This window comes from Leptospira langatensis (assembly GCF_004770615.1).
Taxonomy (GTDB): Bacteria; Spirochaetota; Leptospiria; order Leptospirales; family Leptospiraceae; genus Leptospira_B; species Leptospira_B langatensis.
The window spans coordinates 320,845-337,993 of record NZ_RQER01000010.1 but is presented as its reverse complement, the minus strand read 5'-3'; the positions used below and the strand labels follow the sequence as shown (position 1 = coordinate 337,993).

The 17,149-nt window shown below is 45.3% G+C and carries 15 protein-coding genes; 1 reads left to right on the top strand and 14 read right to left on the bottom strand.

The window, feature by feature from the left end; genetic code table 11:
* Positions 1-2 precede the first annotated feature (2 nt).
* From EHO57_RS15855 to EHO57_RS15815, 9 genes are all read right to left on the bottom strand, one after another.
* Positions 3-1,148 carry a DUF1577 domain-containing protein gene (locus tag EHO57_RS15855; RefSeq protein WP_135645769.1) on the bottom strand — a complete coding sequence of 382 codons (1,146 nt, stop codon included), beginning with the start codon at positions 1,146-1,148 and terminating at the stop codon, positions 3-5.
* Between the two features lie 295 nt (positions 1,149-1,443).
* Complete coding sequence (locus EHO57_RS15850) at positions 1,444-2,259, bottom strand: Lp29 family lipoprotein (RefSeq protein ID WP_135645770.1); 816 nt, start codon at positions 2,257-2,259, stop codon at positions 1,444-1,446.
* Positions 2,260-2,380: 121 nt separating this feature from the next.
* Positions 2,381-2,905 carry an Lsa16 family lipoprotein adhesin gene (locus tag EHO57_RS15845; RefSeq protein WP_135645771.1) on the bottom strand — a complete coding sequence of 175 codons (525 nt, stop codon included), beginning with the start codon at positions 2,903-2,905 and terminating at the stop codon, positions 2,381-2,383.
* Between the two features lie 10 nt (positions 2,906-2,915).
* Positions 2,916-4,139, bottom strand: a complete 1,224-nt coding sequence (locus EHO57_RS15840) for a hypothetical protein (RefSeq protein WP_135645772.1) — start codon at positions 4,137-4,139, stop codon at positions 2,916-2,918.
* Complete coding sequence (locus tag EHO57_RS15835; protein WP_135645773.1) at positions 4,139-4,747, bottom strand: c-type cytochrome; 609 nt, start codon at positions 4,745-4,747, stop codon at positions 4,139-4,141. The genes EHO57_RS15840 and EHO57_RS15835 overlap by 1 nt, the downstream gene beginning before the upstream one ends.
* Positions 4,748-4,756: 9 nt before the next feature.
* Complete coding sequence (locus EHO57_RS15830) at positions 4,757-5,308, bottom strand: DUF3341 domain-containing protein (RefSeq protein ID WP_135645774.1); 552 nt, start codon at positions 5,306-5,308, stop codon at positions 4,757-4,759.
* Positions 5,308-6,675 (bottom strand): NrfD/PsrC family molybdoenzyme membrane anchor subunit, encoded by a 1,368-nt coding sequence (gene nrfD, locus EHO57_RS15825; RefSeq protein ID WP_135646057.1) that lies wholly within the window; start codon positions 6,673-6,675, stop codon positions 5,308-5,310. The genes EHO57_RS15830 and nrfD overlap by 1 nt, the downstream gene beginning before the upstream one ends.
* 27 nt (positions 6,676-6,702) lie before the next feature.
* Positions 6,703-9,771 (bottom strand): TAT-variant-translocated molybdopterin oxidoreductase, encoded by a 3,069-nt coding sequence (locus EHO57_RS15820; RefSeq protein ID WP_135645775.1) that lies wholly within the window; start codon positions 9,769-9,771, stop codon positions 6,703-6,705.
* A gap of 20 nt (positions 9,772-9,791) precedes the next feature.
* Positions 9,792-10,298, bottom strand: coding sequence for a cytochrome c3 family protein (locus EHO57_RS15815; protein WP_135588043.1), 507 nt, complete (start codon positions 10,296-10,298; stop codon positions 9,792-9,794).
* Positions 10,299-10,612: 314 nt separating this feature from the next.
* Between EHO57_RS15815 and EHO57_RS15810 the strand changes: the two genes are divergently transcribed.
* A complete protein-coding gene (locus EHO57_RS15810) occupies positions 10,613-11,461 on the top strand; it encodes an endonuclease/exonuclease/phosphatase family protein (RefSeq protein ID WP_135645776.1) in 849 nt (282 codons plus the stop codon).
* A 129-nt stretch (positions 11,462-11,590) separates the two neighbouring features.
* Here the strand turns inward: EHO57_RS15810 and EHO57_RS15805 are convergent, their stop codons facing one another.
* The 5 genes from EHO57_RS15805 to EHO57_RS15785 form a co-directional block, all read right to left on the bottom strand.
* Complete coding sequence (locus EHO57_RS15805; protein WP_135645777.1) at positions 11,591-12,172, bottom strand: toxin-antitoxin system YwqK family antitoxin; 582 nt, start codon at positions 12,170-12,172, stop codon at positions 11,591-11,593.
* Positions 12,169-12,933, bottom strand: coding sequence for an SCO family protein (locus tag EHO57_RS15800; RefSeq protein WP_135645778.1), 765 nt, complete (start codon positions 12,931-12,933; stop codon positions 12,169-12,171). The genes EHO57_RS15805 and EHO57_RS15800 overlap by 4 nt, the downstream gene beginning before the upstream one ends.
* A gap of 24 nt (positions 12,934-12,957) precedes the next feature.
* Complete coding sequence (locus tag EHO57_RS15795) at positions 12,958-13,878, bottom strand: YHYH protein (RefSeq protein ID WP_135645779.1); 921 nt, start codon at positions 13,876-13,878, stop codon at positions 12,958-12,960.
* A gap of 120 nt (positions 13,879-13,998) precedes the next feature.
* Positions 13,999-15,162 carry a helix-turn-helix domain-containing protein gene (locus EHO57_RS15790; RefSeq protein ID WP_135645780.1) on the bottom strand — a complete coding sequence of 388 codons (1,164 nt, stop codon included), beginning with the start codon at positions 15,160-15,162 and terminating at the stop codon, positions 13,999-14,001.
* Positions 15,163-15,388: 226 nt separating this feature from the next.
* Positions 15,389-17,128, bottom strand: a complete 1,740-nt coding sequence (locus EHO57_RS15785) for an ArnT family glycosyltransferase (protein WP_135645781.1) — start codon at positions 17,126-17,128, stop codon at positions 15,389-15,391.
* Between the last annotated feature and the right edge of the window lie 21 nt (positions 17,129-17,149).

The window sequence follows — 17,149 nt, the reverse complement described above, 5'->3', positions numbered from 1 at the left end:
GATCAGAGAGCGCCCTTGCTCATTAATTCTAAATTCTTAATATATCTTTCTCTTTCACCGGGGTTATCAGACTTACTCTTGAATTCCAATCCCATGAAAAGTTGATTATCCGCATCCTTGCCCCACCATCTAACGATCCCAAAAACAGTCAAAGGTGCCTGCATCTTAAAAAGAACGTCGAAAACGAACTCTTCCTGTTTTGGCAGTGTCTCCACCAAATTCGGATCATGTATCTTGACTTTGATTCCTTGCGCGGAAGCATCCAAAACTGTGAACTTTTCCGTGGTCTTGATGGTATTGGATTCCTTGATCCGATCTACAACCTCCTTAGAAAGTCTTCCTAACTCTGCCAGATACTCTGAGGTCAATTTCTTATCCCTGCTTTGGATCCAAATATAACCGATTGGGATCAACTCATCCGCATGATTCTTGTAAATAATGGGACGGATCAGCTCCGATACGATCTTTTGGTCCTTGAATTTGCGGATCGCAGAAGGAACATCATCATCAATATCCTTGGAATAGTTCATTCTATCCGGTTCATTAGAAGTATAACAAGAAGGGTCTTGAGTATCCTCTATCAGTAAGGATTTTCGAGTACGTTTTGCAAGTTCAAACTTTCGGTCCAGACCGGGCTTGAACGCATCGATCACAATCGAGTCTTGGCTGTTCTTCTTGAGACGGTTCTTATAATCGTCGAAATTAACCTTCACCAAAGTCGGGACAGTGAACATATTCGCATCTATTACCGTCTTGGAAGAAACGATATTAGTAACGAAAGTCTTTCCGTTCGGAACAGGAACCCTTAAAGACTCCCTGCTCTTCTTCGCGATCGCAAGTCTCTCCACCTTGAATAGATACAGATCTTTTTCGATCTTCTGCAGAAGCATGCAGTCCAGTTCAATGTATTTTGCAAGGATCTTGAAAAAGGAAATATGCTTTTCCGAAGCCTCATCCATTCCCTCCGGGATACGGACCACCACTCTCTCCTCTTCACTCATGTACTTCTTGATGATAGCCTTTTTTTCGAAGGGAATCATCTTGAAAGTAAGTTCCTGCTCTAACAGATATTTAGTAATAACGTGGTTTTTCTGTTCCTTAGCGGCGATATAATCCAGTGCTCTTGAATTCTTTTCGAAATATTGCATAACTCGTCGATGTCGTTTAATAAAAATAAAGATTTGATATAGAAATAACTGACTCGCAGTTTACGCAAAGAATGTCTTTCGTTTTTGCTTCTTTGCTGGAAAATTCCGGATTTTAAAGAAAAAAATTTCCTCCGACCCGTAATGTGGAAAATCTGGCAAGAATTTGACAAATCCCTAAAATGAGGGACAGGAGAGGTTCGAACGTAAGACGCTTATTCCCTTTGGAATAGATTTGCTTTAACGGAGGAAGAAAAGACGTTTCTCTAATTGTTCCATATCGATCCGAGAGAAACTATCATTTCAAATTGGCGATATAATTGCTCAGGTCGGAACCGATCCGAGCAGCGCCTGCTTCAAATACGATAGACGGGTTTGTCCGCAATACCGGACTGAACATCCCTAGACAGGTTAAACTTCCGATCCCGCATTCCTTCGGATTAGGAGGCATCCAAAGAGCCCTCCATACGGAGTAATTATTGTCGTATTGGAATTCTTTCAGTAAATTTAGGTTTTTATCATATACTCGAACGACTGTGTTCGCTTCGTATGCTTCGTACGAAGGAAGTATCCCCAGGGTCACGACACTCAAAAGGCTGGAGAAAACAGTAACGAAACCGAGAGCTACGTTCCTTGGCTTTTCGAAAACCGGAGCATGCAAACCCACTATATAATAATCGTAGGGCAGATTACGCAAGGCATAGGAATATCCGTCCGGCCCCTTATTGATCTCCAGGAACTTTTCCAGTTCCTTGATCCCAGTAGGGCCGGTAACGCTCAAATAAGAACGGGCAAATCCCATCACCTTCTCCTGAGAGATATCTTTTCTCAGGCCGTTCGGCTTATTCTCCCCTGGGATCGGAAAACTGCCGGCAATCGGTTCTTTCAAAGTTCGGGAATCCGGTTCTGCCACCGCCTCAAAGTCCACACGTCCGTCCGGATTCTTATGCTTAGTAGATTTGAATGTATTGAAACCAAGATATGCGATCTTGAATTTCTTAAATACCTGTTGAGAAGGCGGCGGCTCAGTATCCAAACGATTCACTGAATAACGAGAAGCGCAGGAATTGGAAATTAGGATCGCAAAGAGTAGAAAGAAAATCCGGATCTTCATTTTCGCTGATATTCTAAGAGTCTCCTCTCCCGCTTGGCTACCATAAAAAAAATCCCCCAACGAGGAATTCCTCGAAGGGGGTTCTTGAATCTATTGAAACGGATAAAAGAACTTTGCTTTCTTACTTCTTCAGTTCGGGAGCAAGGTCTGCCAAAGGAACCTTGTCCTTAGGAAGATTTTTATACGAGTCGAATTCGTATCCGTTAGCGGAAGTAGTTTTGGAACCTTCTTCTACTTTATCCGGATCCTTATGATTATAATGGTCTCTGTCTTCCTTGTCGAAGAAAGGCTTATAGTCGCTGCGATATGCCCACTTGAATACTGAATCCGCAGGATCCTGTCCTACAACCAAACAAGAAGGATTGATCCATCCTTCGTTCTTTTCAGTCTTCACGCGAACCAAGTTCTTAGCTACATAGTAATGGTTTCTGTAATCGTAAACCTTGACTACGGTTCCGATGGCAACCTTCTCGATAACCACTGGGCTAACTAAGTCGTCGGAAACGATCGCAACCTTAGGATCGATCACACCCTTCTCTATAGTAGGGCAGTTAATATTCCCTACAACCTGAGCGGTGTTGGAACAAGCCCCCGCGAAGAGGCTTAGAATTCCAAGGATCGTTATATTCAATATTACTTTTTTCATGATCCTTTCCTTATTGATGATGGTGCAGACATTCGTCCAATCTCGGGTCACCGACCGGAATTAGAGGAGCCTTCTCCAATCTTTTCAGAACTACGAATGAGAAGAGTCCAATAACTCCCACAGTGGTTCCTAAAGTTACGAGGAGTCCTCCCCAAGAGAAATCAACGAAGTTAGATGGATATACTAACCAGAAGATCTCTACTACTTGTACGAAGATGATCCAAAGAGCGACTTTCAATAAGAAGTCTATGTTTCTCTTGTTCGGACGGTTCAAAAGAAGAAGGAATGGAACCACGAATTTGATCAAAGGAAGAAGAAGGGTAAGATACTCCCATCCTCCAGTCAGCCTTTGCTCATAGAAGAAAGTTTCTTCTGGGATGTTCGCATACCAGATTAACATGAACTGAGAGAATCCTACGTAAGCCCAGAAAACGGTGAAACCTAACATGAACTTTCCTAAGTCATGGATATGATTTTCGTTCACTAAGTTTCCGAGAAATCCCTTCTTCTTGAGGTAATAAGCTGCAACCACTAAGGAAGAAAGTCCCGCTTGGTAAGCTCCAGCAAAGCAATACACTCCGAACATGGTTGAGAACCAGTGAGGAGTCAAAGACATGATGAGCTCGATAGAAGCCAAGGAGAAGGAAAGAGCGAAGAATATGATGTATCCGCCCGCCAACTTAGCGTTGAACTGGGTATGTTTCACATCCTTATCTGTATCCTGAGCAACGGACTGCTTATAGAAGGTGAATCCGAAAACGGACCAAGCGATGCTAAGAACCACGAGTATTGTGCTGAAGAATCCCATGTTTAACAAAGGCTTCTTGTGTTGGAGCAAATGATCTTCCGCAACCGCTTCCGCATGAGACCACTCATATAGATCGTGAGCGCCCAGGATCAAAGCAAGTAAGAGGACTCCCGCTACTGGCAAGAAGGTTCCGTAAGCCTCGGAGATACGTCTAACGGTTACCGGCCAATGCGCACCGGTGATATGTCCGAGAGAGGTAAAAAAGATCCCTGCTAAGGAAATTCCTAAAATGAAGAAAGTTCCCACGAGGTATGCGGACCAAGCCGGATTAGAATGCCCGCCTTCGTGACGCAGATTTTCATGTCCAAGACCGAATGCGGCAATTCCCAAACTCGCTAAGCCAACGAGGATCATTCCGACCAGAGCGTTTCTGGTCTTGGAATCGAGCTTAAAGTTGATGAGGTTTTGTTCTACCTTAACTTCCATTATTTCGTAGCCGTTCCCTTATTGGTCTTGTTGTCGTATTCTTGTAGTTTACGAACATATAATATAATTTTCCAACGATCCTCAGGAGTAACTTGGGATGCATAGCTATTCATCCTTCCCTTACCCTCGGTGATGATATGGTAGATCTGTCCGTCGGAATAACCTTTAGCCACCGCAGAAGTCAGAGCCGCCATAGGGGACCCATCCGCCTGGACCGCATTTAAGCGAGGAGCAGGACCTACAACCGGACCGTTTCCTTGGCCTCTTACGCCATGGCAAGGGCTGCAATAGGTTTGGTATTTGTCTTCTCCGCGTTTCAGAGTAGCCAGATCCCCTTTGAAAGGATTTGCTAAGCCCTTGTTCGGAAGTTGATCCAAAGCCTTGTCCCAATTCTTGTATTCGTACGGATAATATCCTACGGGAACCGCTCCCACTGGTGGGAGACGAACCGCTTGGTTATTCGGGAAATGTGCGTCCGCTTCTTGTGCCTCTCTCGCGATCGAGTCCGCCATATCCGGCATGTACTCCATAGGAGGGGTCTTAGACTCGCAGTTCCAAAGAAGGACAGCCGCGAGAGAAAGAGCAGAAATTCTTTGCAGTGAAATCATCAATCTCTCCTATTTCACCGTCTCGACGTGTTTAGAGCCGAGGCCTTTGATAAAATCAGTAACGCCACTTTCGGAATAATTCGCAGAGTTGGAAGGGATCCAAAGAGCGAATTTGTCCGTAGTGATATCCGGATGTAAAACCTTACGACCGGTTTTAGGTAGCTTGGTCAGAATGAACATAGCAACTGCTGTAGAAACACCCGCCATGAACACAGTGAATTCGAAAGTAATCGGAATGTACGCAAACCAAGCGTTGAAGCTTTTTCCGGAAATATTCAGAGGCCAATCGTACTTATGAGTTAAGTACTGCATGCCGAAACCGGCAACGCATCCGAAAATTCCCATGAAGAAGGTGACCCAAGGCAATCCGGAGCGAGGGAGTCCCATCGCATCGTCTAAGCCGTGAACCGGATACGGAGTAAAGCAATCGAAATTGGTGTACCCTTTATCCTTGGTTTTCTGAGCCGCGTTTATGATCTCTGCAGGAGAATCGAATAAACCGAATACTCCATGCTCAGTCTCTTGGAATGTATGAAACTGTTCTTTCTTAGGAGAATACATTAATGATGACCTCCGTCTTTATGAGGCATTACTGTCTTCACTTCTGCGATCGCAATTACAGGAAGCAATCTACAGAACAGAAGGAATAGGGTGAAGAAGATACCGAAGGTTCCGAGCAACATCATGAAGTCGTAAACTGTCGGAACATACACGTCCCAGCTGGAAGGTAAGAAGTCTCTGTGAAGGGTCATTACGATCACGAAACGTTCAAACCACATTCCTATGTTTACGATGATAGATACTACGAACATCACAGGGATGCTGTTTCTAAGTTTCTTAGACCAGAATACCTGAGGCGCAAACACGTTACAGCTGAACATGATGAAGTAAGCCCAACCGTATGGACCGAATGCACGGTTCACGAAAGTGAATCCTTCGTATTCGTTACCGGAATACCAAGCCATGAAGAACTCGGTAGAGTAAGCAAGACCCACGATCAAACCGGTGACCATGATCACCTTGTTCATGTTCTCCAAGTGTTTCATGGTGATATAGTCTTTGAGTTGGAAGACTTCTCTTGCGATCACCATCAGGGTTACCACCATTGCGAATCCGGAGAAGATCGCTCCAGCCACGAAGTATGGAGGGAAGATAGTAGTGTGCCAACCAGGAACGATCGAAACTGCGAAGTCGAAGGATACGATCGTGTGCACCGAAAGCACCAGAGGAGTAGAAAGAGCCGCGAGGATCATCGCTACGGTTTCTAAGTGAGACCAAGCTTTGTTGGAACCCACCCAACCGAAGGAAAGGATATCGTAGACAGCTTTACGGACCTTGCCGGTGGCACGGTCGCGAACCGCAGCGATATCAGGAATAAGTCCGATGTACCAGAAAACCAAGGAGATGGTCAAGTAGGTAGACACCGCGAAAGTATCCCAGATCAGAGGAGATCTGAAGTTTACCCAAAGAGGTCCTCTTTCATTCGGATAAGGGAATAACCAGTAACCCATCCAAGGACGTCCGATGTGGATGATCAGCGTGGATGCCGCAGTTAATACCGCGAAGATGGTCATCGCTTCCGCGGCACGGTTAATACCGGTTCTCCACTCTTGGCGGAACAGATAAAGAACCGCAGAGATCAGAGTTCCAGCGTGACCGATACCGATCCAGAACACGAAGTTAACGATGAAGAATCCCCAACCTACAGGATTGTTGATCCCGAGGATATAAAGACCTTCGTAAACCAGGTATCCGATGATACCCAGATCGATTACGGTAATGGTAAGCGCGAGTAAGAAAGCTTTCCACCATAAGGAAGTGGGGAACGCCTCTACCGGCTTAAGGATATCCACCGTCACGTCACGAACGGATTTACCTCCGGTGACCAGGGGCTGGATATCCAGGGCTTCTTTGATTGCGTTAGGTATAGACATAGCGCTTCGTTATACTCCGGATTAAATCTTGGCTCTGACCCTGGTCAAGTAAGCGACCGAAGGACCGACGTTTAGGTATTCGAGTAAGCGATAGGATCTTGGACCGCTGCTGAGTTTAGCAACTTCGGATTCTTTATCATTGATATTACCGAAGCTGATCGCATCAGCCGCACAGCTTTGCTGACAAGCAGTCTTGAGTTCGCCATCTTTCAGAGTGCGGCCCTCATTCTTAGCTTGGATCTTTTTCTCCGCGATACGAGAAGAACAGAAGGTACATTTTTCCATGACCCCGCGGCCACGAACTGTAACTTCAGGATTCAATCCCAGATATCTAGGAGCCTTTCCGCCTTTTTGAGCACCGGTCTCGTTATACCAGTGTTGCGCCCAGTTGTAGCGACGAACCTTGTAAGGACAGTTGTTGGAACAATATCTGGTCCCTACGCAACGGTTGTACACCATATCGTTCGTTCCTTCCGAGCCGTGAACGGTTGCAGCAACAGGACAAACAGTCTCGCAAGGAGCGTTTTCGCAATGTTGGCACATCACAGGTTGGTGAGCGATTTGCATATCTTCAGCGTTATCAGGGTTGCCGATATAGTAACGGTCGATACGAATCCAATGCATCTCACGACCCACTCGGACCTCGTCTCTTCCTACCACAGGAATATTGTTCTCCACTTGGCAAGCGATCACGCAAGAAGCGCAACCGGTGCAAGCGGTAAGGTCTATGCTCATTCCCCAGCGATAACCAGGATATTCGTGAACCGGGTTGGCTCCTACAGCATATACCATCTGACCATTTTTCTTGATCTTAGGGATTTCGGATTCTTTAACACCAGCAGCCGGATCCTTACGATACTCGTCGATCGTAGTGGATTGGATAAGAGGTCTCTCTTCGTAACCGAAGCCTGGAGACATCATGTGGTGGTGCTGGGTGCAAGCGAGCTTGTAAGTCTTACCCGTCTTCTCGATAGAAGATACACTGATACCGGAATATACACCGTTTTCAGCTAACGTGTAAGCATTCTTTCCTACTCCGTTCGCAATCGTTCCCGCAGCAGTTCTACCGTAACCGATCGCGATACCGATCGCATCCTTATGCATTCCTGGCTGGATCTGCGCAGGCAATTCAATGGATTGTTTTGCGGTTTTCAGAACTACAACGTCGTTGGATTGGATCCCCTTCTCTTTTGCAAGAGCAGGAGAAAGAAGAACGTAGTTGTCCCAGGTGACCTTGGTCACTGGATCCGGAAGCTCTTGGAGAAGAGAGTTGTTTGCAGCTCTACCGTCTCCGATGGAGATCTTTTCATACAGAGCGAGTTTCAAGCCTTGAGAAGAAGAAGCTAACTTCTTGATCGCTCCTCGGTTGAAACCTCTTCCGGCACCTGGGGTTTTCTTACGGTTTTCCGCAGAAACAGTGGTTCCGGCTCTGAGAAGATCTTCCCATTTCTGCTTGGAACCAAGTTTTTTGGTCCAAGAGTTCTTTACGTATTCGTAAAATACTTTCTCTCCGCCCAGACTTCCGCCTGCAAAAGCGATCAAGCTGTCCTCGAATGAACGAGTGTCGAATAGAGGACGGATCGCAGGTTGTTGGATGGAGAAGATACCTTTGGTTACTTCTGCGTCTCCCCACGACTCTAAGAAATGGGTAGTAGAAGCCAGATAGTTGGAAGCGAGTGCGGTTTCGTCCGCTCTATCAGTCAAACTAACAACCAGGGCAGCCTTATGAAGGAAATCTTTCCAATGTTCGCCACCTTGGTAAACCAAGTTGGTGTCGTAGAGGAATAGAACTCCTACTTTCGTTTGCTTTAATGCTTCCGTAAGTTTATTCAGGTTCCCGGAATAATCAGCGAGTCCTTCTTTCTTAGGATTTGCGTGATCTACAGTTTTACCGTCGTTCTCCAGAGCGGAGTTCAGGAAGTTCACAAGAACTTGCAGATCTACCGCATCCGCAGTATTCGCGGAAACACCACCGGCAACTACAAGAGACTTGCCCTTGTTTTCCCAGAGAGCTTTTGCGGTTTTCTTGATATTGTCCGCAGAAAGTCCTAACTCGGAAGAGAGACTTGCAAGAGTCGCATTTCCAAGAACATCTTTAGTGTTCGCACCCAGCTCGGAAAGAGCAGCAGCGATCGCCAATGCGAATTTGGATTGGTCTCCTGGACGAATCGGAAGTCTTAGGTCCGCGTTGGAACCGGACATAGTAGGAATAGATTCAGCAGCAGCGAAGAAGTTCACATCTTTCGCTCCGTTTCTCAGGTTCCTTCTCTTAGAAAAATCCTTTTGGTGTTCTTCTGGAGAAAGCCAAGATCCCATGAAATCGCAATCGATGGAAAGGATCGCATTTGCGAGATCGAAATGGTAGTTCGGGACCAATGCTCTTCCGTAAGAAGCGGCCTGTCCTTTGGAAACTGCTTCTTCTGCAGAAGTCAGGGAGATCTCATAATGCTCTCCACCGCCTACCGCTCTCAAGAAGTCTCCGATCAAAGACTTGGTTGCAGGAGAATCCAAAGGCTTAGTAACGATTACTGTCTTGCCTTTGTTCTTGGACAATGCTTCTTGGACTTTCGCGTCCAGGTTTGCCCATGTAGTCTTCTCCGCTTTTCCGCCGGAAATAGATGCAGGATCCTGAGCTCTATCAGGATCATACAGGTCAAAGATAGCAGCCTGTCCCTGAGCGCCTAGGGCACCTTGGGAAACAGGGTGATTCTCATTCCCCTCTAATTTAAGAGGACGACCGTCTTTCGCTTTTACGAGTATCCCCGTTCCGTTATAAACGGTAGCGTAATGATAAGAATGGCCGTGTTTTACGAAATCGAAAGTACCTTCTTCCGTCTTTAGATCCACGTAAGGAACGATCTTCTCTACCGGTTTGCGAACGCAATTGAGGGAAGTCATTGCGACCCCCGCTCCCATCAGTTTAAGGAAGGTTTTACGATCGAATTCGCCAGATTTGATCCTTGCGATGATTGGGTCCGGAGAGGTGAAAAATTCGGAGCGTTGGAGTTCCTTCGTTTCTTTTTCGTTATCACGAAGTTCGAAGGAGAGCCAGTGGGCTTTCTTTTCTTTCTGGAAGTTCTTATTATCCATCTGTTAATGCATTCTCCTGATTATCTGTGACAGGTGGAACAGTCGGTTGGAGCGTTGTTCTCTCGGTGACAGTTCACACAATATCCCATGTTCAGGGATGCGACCTGTTTGACCTTGACCATTTCGGCAACATTGCCATGGCATTGAGAACAATCTACGCCTCTTGATATGTGTCGAGAGTGGTTGAACTGAACATGATCCGGAAGGTCGTGGATCTTAACCCACTCGATCGGCTTCTTGTTCGTGTAACTCTCGGTCAAGAATTTGATATCCGGACTGTTTCTAGCAACAAGAGAGTGACAGTTCATACAAGTAGAAGTGTTCGGAACCGTTGCGTGAGCGCTGGTTTCTACGCCGGTATGGCAATAGCGACAGTCTAACTTGTTATCACCTGCGTGAATCTTGTGATTAAAGGGTATAGGCTGATCCGGAGAGTAGCCTACATATTTGGAGGGAGAAAAAATCAGGTAAGCCACTGCTGCAATAGCAATAAGCGGAACCGAAAGTTTCAAAGCTTTCTTATTCATTCGTGAAAAGTCCCGTGGGTTCCAAAATAAGGTTTGGAACAAGGATTTTGGCTTCGCTTAAAATTGCAAGTAAACGCTCAAAAACGCGCTTGCTTTGGCGATTCTCTTGCGTTTTTCGTTGAGACTTAGTATCAACTAAATGGAATTTACTTTCGACTTATATACAAATTCATAAATCAGGAAACACCAAGAGAAGAAACCTGAATCCACGAGGATAATCTCAGAACGATCGTTCTTTGAGAGAGAAAAACAAAGCTCACCAATTTTCAATTTTGAATGGAAGAAGGAGACGAAAACTAGGATCTCACTCAATTATGCGTCCTTTTATTCGCCTAAGTCTCGCTTTTTCCTTCGCTTTCCTAATAACAATCTCCACTATTGCGAAGAACCCAGAGAGGGAACTCAAGTTCACGAGCTTCAATTCTCTCTTTTTATACGATGAGATCGGGGACAAAAACAAGATCCCCAAAAATAGAAAGAAACGAAATTCCTCCGACTTCGAAGCTCTCCGCAAGACCGCATTGAAAGAAGATCCCGATATCATCGGCTTCCAAGAAATAGAGAACGAGGCTGCTCTCAAGAATATTACGATATCTGAATATAATTGCAAGGCTACGATCACTCCCGGTTATTCCCAAGAAGTCGGACTTTGCTGGAAGAAGAACTTAGGACAACCCAAGTTAAAGGAGATCCAGGAGCTTTCCCTTCGCCCCGGGCTCAGAAAGGGACTCCTGGGAGAATTCCAATTCGGTCCCAATAGGATCTCCGTTCTCGTGGTGCACCTAAAGGCCGGCCATTCTTCTAAAGACAAGCAGGATAGAAGAGGCCAGATCTCGGTTCTCCGAGAGATACTTCCTACGCTGGGAGACTTTGTATTGCTCGGCGACTTTAACGAAAATCTGGGAAGGAACCATTCTCTTTGGAATATCCTCCAAGGAGATCTTCGCCTCCGATCTGCAAACTATAAGATGCAGTCCGATTGCTGGCAGCACAAAGAAGGATTCATCGATTACTTAATTACAAATTTAGAATGGAAGAAAGGAAGCTTTGTGCAAACGAAGTTTTCTTCGGATGATGGGAATTTCGACGGACATCCTCCCGAAGAAGAAGGCCTTTCCGATCATTGCCCCGTGAGCGCGAGTTTGATTGTACGAGGGAATTAGCGGTTCTGAAATAGGTTTGGTTTTGGTAGGCCCCACCCTCTTTGGGTGGGGGCCGGAGCGGAGCGGTGGAATTTTTTCCTACCACAAATTCCCTCCTTAGTCAAGCGACTGTATCACATGTGGGAACTGTTACAAATTACTGAGCTCCGCGTCCCTCCGATCGGATTCCGCACCCTTCACTTTCTTGCAGATCTTAGATCCCGTAAGTCCGAACGAATTTTCATGAAAATATACTTGGTTTAGATAGATCTGTCCGCTTCTCCTCCAGATCTTTCTACCGATCGCTTCCCCATTCTTAAATTTTCCGAAGGTATATAGTTCGCCGCTAGAATACCATTCCCAACTTTCCCCATCGAATTGATCGTTTTTGAACTCATAATGAAATCTACGTTTGCCGTTTTCATGCCAGCCTTTATGGATCCCCTCTTTCCTTCCTCGGGAATAAGTCCTCTCAGAAGCGGTTCGTCCATCCTGATATGTCTCCGTCTCCACACCGTCCCTTAATCCGTTTACGTAATGCGTCCTTCTCGTTACCAAAACGGGTTCCAGATACGTTTCCATGACTCCCGTGAATTTCTCGCCTCGGTGCAGTACATATTTCCCGGAACGAGTCAAATTCGGATCCGTATCTACTACAATCGATTCGTCAGAACAAAACAAATTCAAAAAACATAAAGCGCATAGAATGGAGATGGAATATATCGATCTCATTCGTTCCCATATTCCATTGCATTGATACTTATCGTACGTCCCTTCTCCGTATCTTTTTTGCTTTCCAGGATCTCTTTACGTAGAACGCCGATATCGCGGACCAGTTCCTGCATGGAAGCGTCCATCCTTCCACTATAGACTCCGCGTATCCTACGCTTCTCATCGAGAAGATATACATTCTCGGAATGTAGAAAGTCTTTCGAAGAAAGTCTCTCTGCTGCGGGGGCGTTTTGGGCCGAGTAGGCGTCCGCATTTAAGGATCTTCTCGCGAGCGTATATATCTTCCCCTTATCTCCAGTGACTAATTTCCATCTTTTGTAATGGATATTTTGCTTCTTAGCATATAGGGATAAGAGTTCAGGTGTATCCGCGTCCGGTGCCACAGAAAAAGAGAGAATGACGACATCATTCTGATCCAAAGTCGCACTTTGCACGATCTTTAATTTACTCGTAAGAAGAGGACAGATCCCTTGACAACCAGTAAAGAAGAAGGATACGACGGAAATCTTTCCGTCCAGATCTTTGGACCCGAATGAGGAACTCGCCTGGTCTCGCAAAGAGAATTCTTCCAGACTTCTTGCATCGCTCCAATTCTTTCTGTCCCATTCCGGTCGCATGTCTTTTCCCAAAAAGAAAGGAAGACGATCCGTTCTAAAACTTGCAAAATCCGTAATTTCCTTAGGATACTCGTCCGAGATCTTCTCTTCCTTACAAAATAGGAAGAGAGAACTTATGCTGACGATCGCTATGAATACTCTCATCAATATAGCTTTCCTTTCTCCGATTCAGTAGGTTACGGAACCTTTCGAACCGCGGAAATAGAGTCCGAATACGTATGCAGAATCGTACGAAGCATTTTGTACGTAGTAGCAATAACCCGCACTCGAATTCTCGCTCGGAGAACAAGTAGCAGTATTCGTGTTCGAATCTAATGTCGGATAAGAACTCGCCTGAGTCTTCTTACCGTACACCGGGTATCCGTCCATAGCGATGCCGATCAAAGCAGATTCACTTGTTTGCGCATTTTGAGAGCCGGTGATCGGCCAAGGATCTGTATGCCAATGATACATTCCTCTTGAGTCTGGGTGACCATTCTGATAATCCATCGTAGCATATTCCGTAGCGAGCACATCACCTGGCGCAGCCTGGTTATTATAAAATACGATTCCCCAGATACTGACTCCTACTGGGCCATACGGAGTACTTTGGGTGCTCGACATGTATGTGGAAGTGGCAGGGATCTTAAAGACCACACTTTGGGACTTAATATTATTCGGATTCGCGAAATGGTCCTCAGTAGGACTTACGCTCGTTCCATAACAACAGGCACCACTCGTCGCGGTTGTCGGAAAATTGTTCGCCACATAGCTCGAGGACGAACCGGAATAGTAACCCGATTTAAAAGGGGGAAGATCATTTGTCTCAAAGACGATATCCGTTCCACAAGTATAGATCGTCATGCAATGAAAGTTATTCTGGATCCAAGTCGGAACATCGGAAGCGATCTTGGTAGTACAAGAAGATCCGTTGCTAACCGTTTCCGTGGTATCGACCAAGAAAGTCGAAGGCTCAGGACAAGAATCCCCGCTACTGGAAGACAATAGAACGGCAGCAGCGGCAGAATCATCGGATCCTCCACTAGAGCAATTCGAGAATGATAAAACGATCCAAAATGCAAGAATAGAAATAAGAAGTTTTTGATGCACAGTCTCTCCCTTGAAGATCAATCGACGTAAAATTTCACGAATTCTACAGGATAGATCCCCATTTTGTCAAAGGGATATGGGTCCGACCCAATCGGCTCGAACTACATTTTTGCCCGGATCTCAGGCGACTTCGGAGACTTCTTCCAGAAACTGAGAAGGTGTTTTGCCCACGATCTTCTTAAAAGAAGTATTGAAGGTGGATTTGGAGTTAAATCCATACTCAAGTGCTAAGCGAAGTATATTCGGTTTCTCTTCCGAGGAGGATTGAAGTGCGTTCATCACATCCTTGATCCTATACTCGTTCGCGAAATTATAGAAATTCGTCTTCAGGGTCTCGTTCAAGATCTGAGTGATATAGAATCTGGGGATACCTGTGCCTTCCGAAAGACTGTCTATGGAAAACTCAGACTCCTTGTACGGCTTTTCATTCTGCATATAGTCCCGGATCTTTTTCAGATACTCTGGGATCTTGTCCTCTCTTAGGCCGGATTTTTCGTATTTCCTTCTTTCCTCGTCCGGATCCGTCGGCCCTTCTTCTTCCGATTTTCTTCCTTTAAACGTATCCAATTCTCTATGAGTATACACCACTGTTTGTCTCACACCGAACCAACAAAAGAAGACCGAAAACGCAAGCACCCCTGCCCCTCTTATAACCCTCGGATTAAAAGTTTCCGGAGAAGCGTCCGAAACATGTACCCATTCCAAAAACCAATGGATGCCGGTAGAGATCATGAAGAGCACAAGCACCCAATACATCCATCGTAAATCCTTAATACTGTCTATGTTCGAGAAATGGTCCCTTAACTTTTTTCCGTGTCGGTTAAGAAGAAGAAAGATCCAAATCGAATACACTGTCATGGATACGGACAAAAAGGCTCCGGCAAAATGGAATCCTTTCTCCGGTCTTCTCCATTCCCCGGGAGAAGGAGGGATCTCTTCTTGCCCTTCTCTAAAAAAATGTACCGCAAATAAGATCTCTAATATCGCAAAAGGAAGAAAATGCAAAAGGTCCCATTTCCGAAAGGAATCCCCTTCTTCCGTTAAAGTTCGAATATAAAGAAATAGTAAAGGACCGTAGGTAAACGTGAATAGGGTCGAGAATCGTAGGAATTCCTGGTCCCATTCCCAACGGTGAAGCAAGAGATGGCCCAGATGAGGAAATGCCATACAGATCGTAAAGACTGCATAGATAGAATCGAAAGCGTATCTAGGTCTTTTGGTAAAGATCAGAAAACCGGAGAAGACACAGATGGTAAGGGAAACGATCGGGATAGCCGGAACCATCAAAGGATGCATTTGGACTTAGACGAGGAAAAGAAGGAAAAGCAGTCCCAGGCGATCCTGGGACCAAAACCAAACCAGGCTCATAAATAGCCTACTTAAGAATTCGGTGGGTTTCTGGAATTTCCATTATACTTTTTCTTCCCAGATCCTAAAAAATCTTCAGGAATAATAGCTTTCCCAAATGAATTCTTAGCTCGATGTTCCCGATCCGGTTGGTATCTTAAGACTACTCAGTCTTTGCATTAGAAGGAATATTCTCCTTCCCTGGTTTAAACCGGATCTTTCCGAAATACACCTTTGAAGTCAGAGAATCTCTCTTGGACTTGAGAAAGAAACCAAGCTCGGGAGTCGCCACCTTATAGCTGGGGTATTCTGCAAAGATATCCAGATCGATCCGATCCGCAGTAAACTTGTCAAAATGAGGCAAGAACTTCTCCGAGATCAGGATCATTCTTTCCCCATCCTTGTGCAGCGCTTCGAATAGAACCTCAGGATCGAATAAAGTACGGGTCAGTCTCTTAGAATAGAACGCGTATGATCTCTTGGATGCCGGGATCCCGAACATCAAGAATTTATCCTGCTTCGGTTCCGCCTCTTGGATCAATTCACCTATTTCTTTGGAGGGTTGATAAGAAATAAGGAGAGGATACGCATATGCGCTCACCAAAGTAAAGAAGAAGGATACGGATACCACCAGAGTCCCAAGCAAACGATCCGACCTCAAATAGGCCCAGACTAAGAAACCTAAGCCCATATAGGCAGCTACCCATAGATAGAATCCGTAGTTTACATCCAGAACAAACACCGGAAAAAGAAGTCCTACCAGAACGAAACCGAAAGAGGTCAGATAGATCAGGATTTTCGCGATCTTAGAAGAAAGCTCATTCGCATTTTCTAATATTCTGAGAAAGAACCCGGAACCGACTATGGCTCCCGCAGGCAAGCACCAATAAATGTACTGAGGCAATTGGTATTTCGAGAAGCTGATCAGGAACAAAAATAGAAAGAGCCAAAATGCAGGAACGAAATCCTTATCCTTCCATTCATTTGCCCGAATACCAGGTATCAGCTTGATCGACTTATCTTGGAAGAATCGATAGACTTGATTGATCACCAAGGCGAGGAACGGCAGAATGAAAACTCCGAATGCCCAAGAGAAATTGGAATAGAAGAAGAACGGATCGAATTTCTGGTCATACATCTTGATATAAAAACGACCAAAAGACTGCACCCATAAGAAGAAGTACGGACCGTATGTATTGAATTCCAAATAGAGAGGAATAGACCATAAGAAAGGCGGAAGAAGCGCCAAGACAGCTCCCGGAAAGATCTTCATTCCGAGAAGTCTCTTCCAATCCCTACGGAAAAGGATATCTCCCCCGATCCCGATTCCTGGGATCACAACTGCGATCGGCCCTTTGGTCACAAATCCGAGTCCCATGGCCAAGTACATCGCATAGTAATAGGCAGAGTTCTTCTTCGTACCTAAATAATAAAAAGCGAATACAAGAATGATATAAGGAGTAACATACACATCTATCTTAGGATCCACAACCATGGCATACAATCCGGGAGAAAGAGCGTACAATAGAACGGCGATCCAAGATCTCTTGGTGTTTCCGGAATGCAACTTAGTGATCGCAAACACTCCCCAAAGAGAAGCGAGAGTCATTAGGATAGCAGGCAAACGGAACGCATAATTGTTCTGACCGAATAGAATAAAAGAAGAAGAGATCTTCCAGAAGGTCAGGATCGGTTTATCCAGATATCTTCTGCCATTGTCCCGGATAAAAAGCCAATTCCCACTATCGGTCATCTCTCTAGAGATCTCCGCATACTGAGAGGAATCGATATCGATCACATCCAAAGGAAAAGTCAAAAATAAGGGCAGGATTGCGATAGCCAAAAGGATCCAGACCGAATATTTAACGAAAGGATTCGTCTTCTCTTCTTGCACTAAATTCATTTTTTATAATACTCCTAAGTG

What these genes read in the sequence shown, in the direction of transcription:
- EHO57_RS15815 (WP_135588043.1), bottom strand. Translation starts at nt 10,298, where the DNA reads ATGAATAAGAAAGCTTTGAAACTTTCGGTTCCGCTTATTGCTATTGCA.
- EHO57_RS15785 (WP_135645781.1), bottom strand. Translation starts at nt 17,128, where the DNA reads ATGAATTTAGTGCAAGAAGAGAAGACGAATCCTTTCGTTAAATATTCG.
- EHO57_RS15820 (WP_135645775.1), bottom strand. Translation starts at nt 9,771, where the DNA reads ATGGATAATAAGAACTTCCAGAAAGAAAAGAAAGCCCACTGGCTCTCC.
- EHO57_RS15810 (WP_135645776.1), top strand. Translation starts at nt 10,613, where the DNA reads ATGCGTCCTTTTATTCGCCTAAGTCTCGCTTTTTCCTTCGCTTTCCTA.
- EHO57_RS15845 (WP_135645771.1), bottom strand. Translation starts at nt 2,905, where the DNA reads ATGAAAAAAGTAATATTGAATATAACGATCCTTGGAATTCTAAGCCTC.
- EHO57_RS15855 (WP_135645769.1), bottom strand. Translation starts at nt 1,148, where the DNA reads ATGCAATATTTCGAAAAGAATTCAAGAGCACTGGATTATATCGCCGCT.
- EHO57_RS15840 (WP_135645772.1), bottom strand. Translation starts at nt 4,139, where the DNA reads ATGGAAGTTAAGGTAGAACAAAACCTCATCAACTTTAAGCTCGATTCC.
- EHO57_RS15830 (WP_135645774.1), bottom strand. Translation starts at nt 5,308, where the DNA reads ATGTATTCTCCTAAGAAAGAACAGTTTCATACATTCCAAGAGACTGAG.
- EHO57_RS15805 (WP_135645777.1), bottom strand. Translation starts at nt 12,172, where the DNA reads ATGAGATCGATATATTCCATCTCCATTCTATGCGCTTTATGTTTTTTG.
- EHO57_RS15790 (WP_135645780.1), bottom strand. Translation starts at nt 15,162, where the DNA reads ATGGTTCCGGCTATCCCGATCGTTTCCCTTACCATCTGTGTCTTCTCC.
- EHO57_RS15835 (WP_135645773.1), bottom strand. Translation starts at nt 4,747, where the DNA reads ATGATTTCACTGCAAAGAATTTCTGCTCTTTCTCTCGCGGCTGTCCTT.
- EHO57_RS15800 (WP_135645778.1), bottom strand. Translation starts at nt 12,933, where the DNA reads ATGAGAGTATTCATAGCGATCGTCAGCATAAGTTCTCTCTTCCTATTT.
- EHO57_RS15850 (WP_135645770.1), bottom strand. Translation starts at nt 2,259, where the DNA reads ATGAAGATCCGGATTTTCTTTCTACTCTTTGCGATCCTAATTTCCAAT.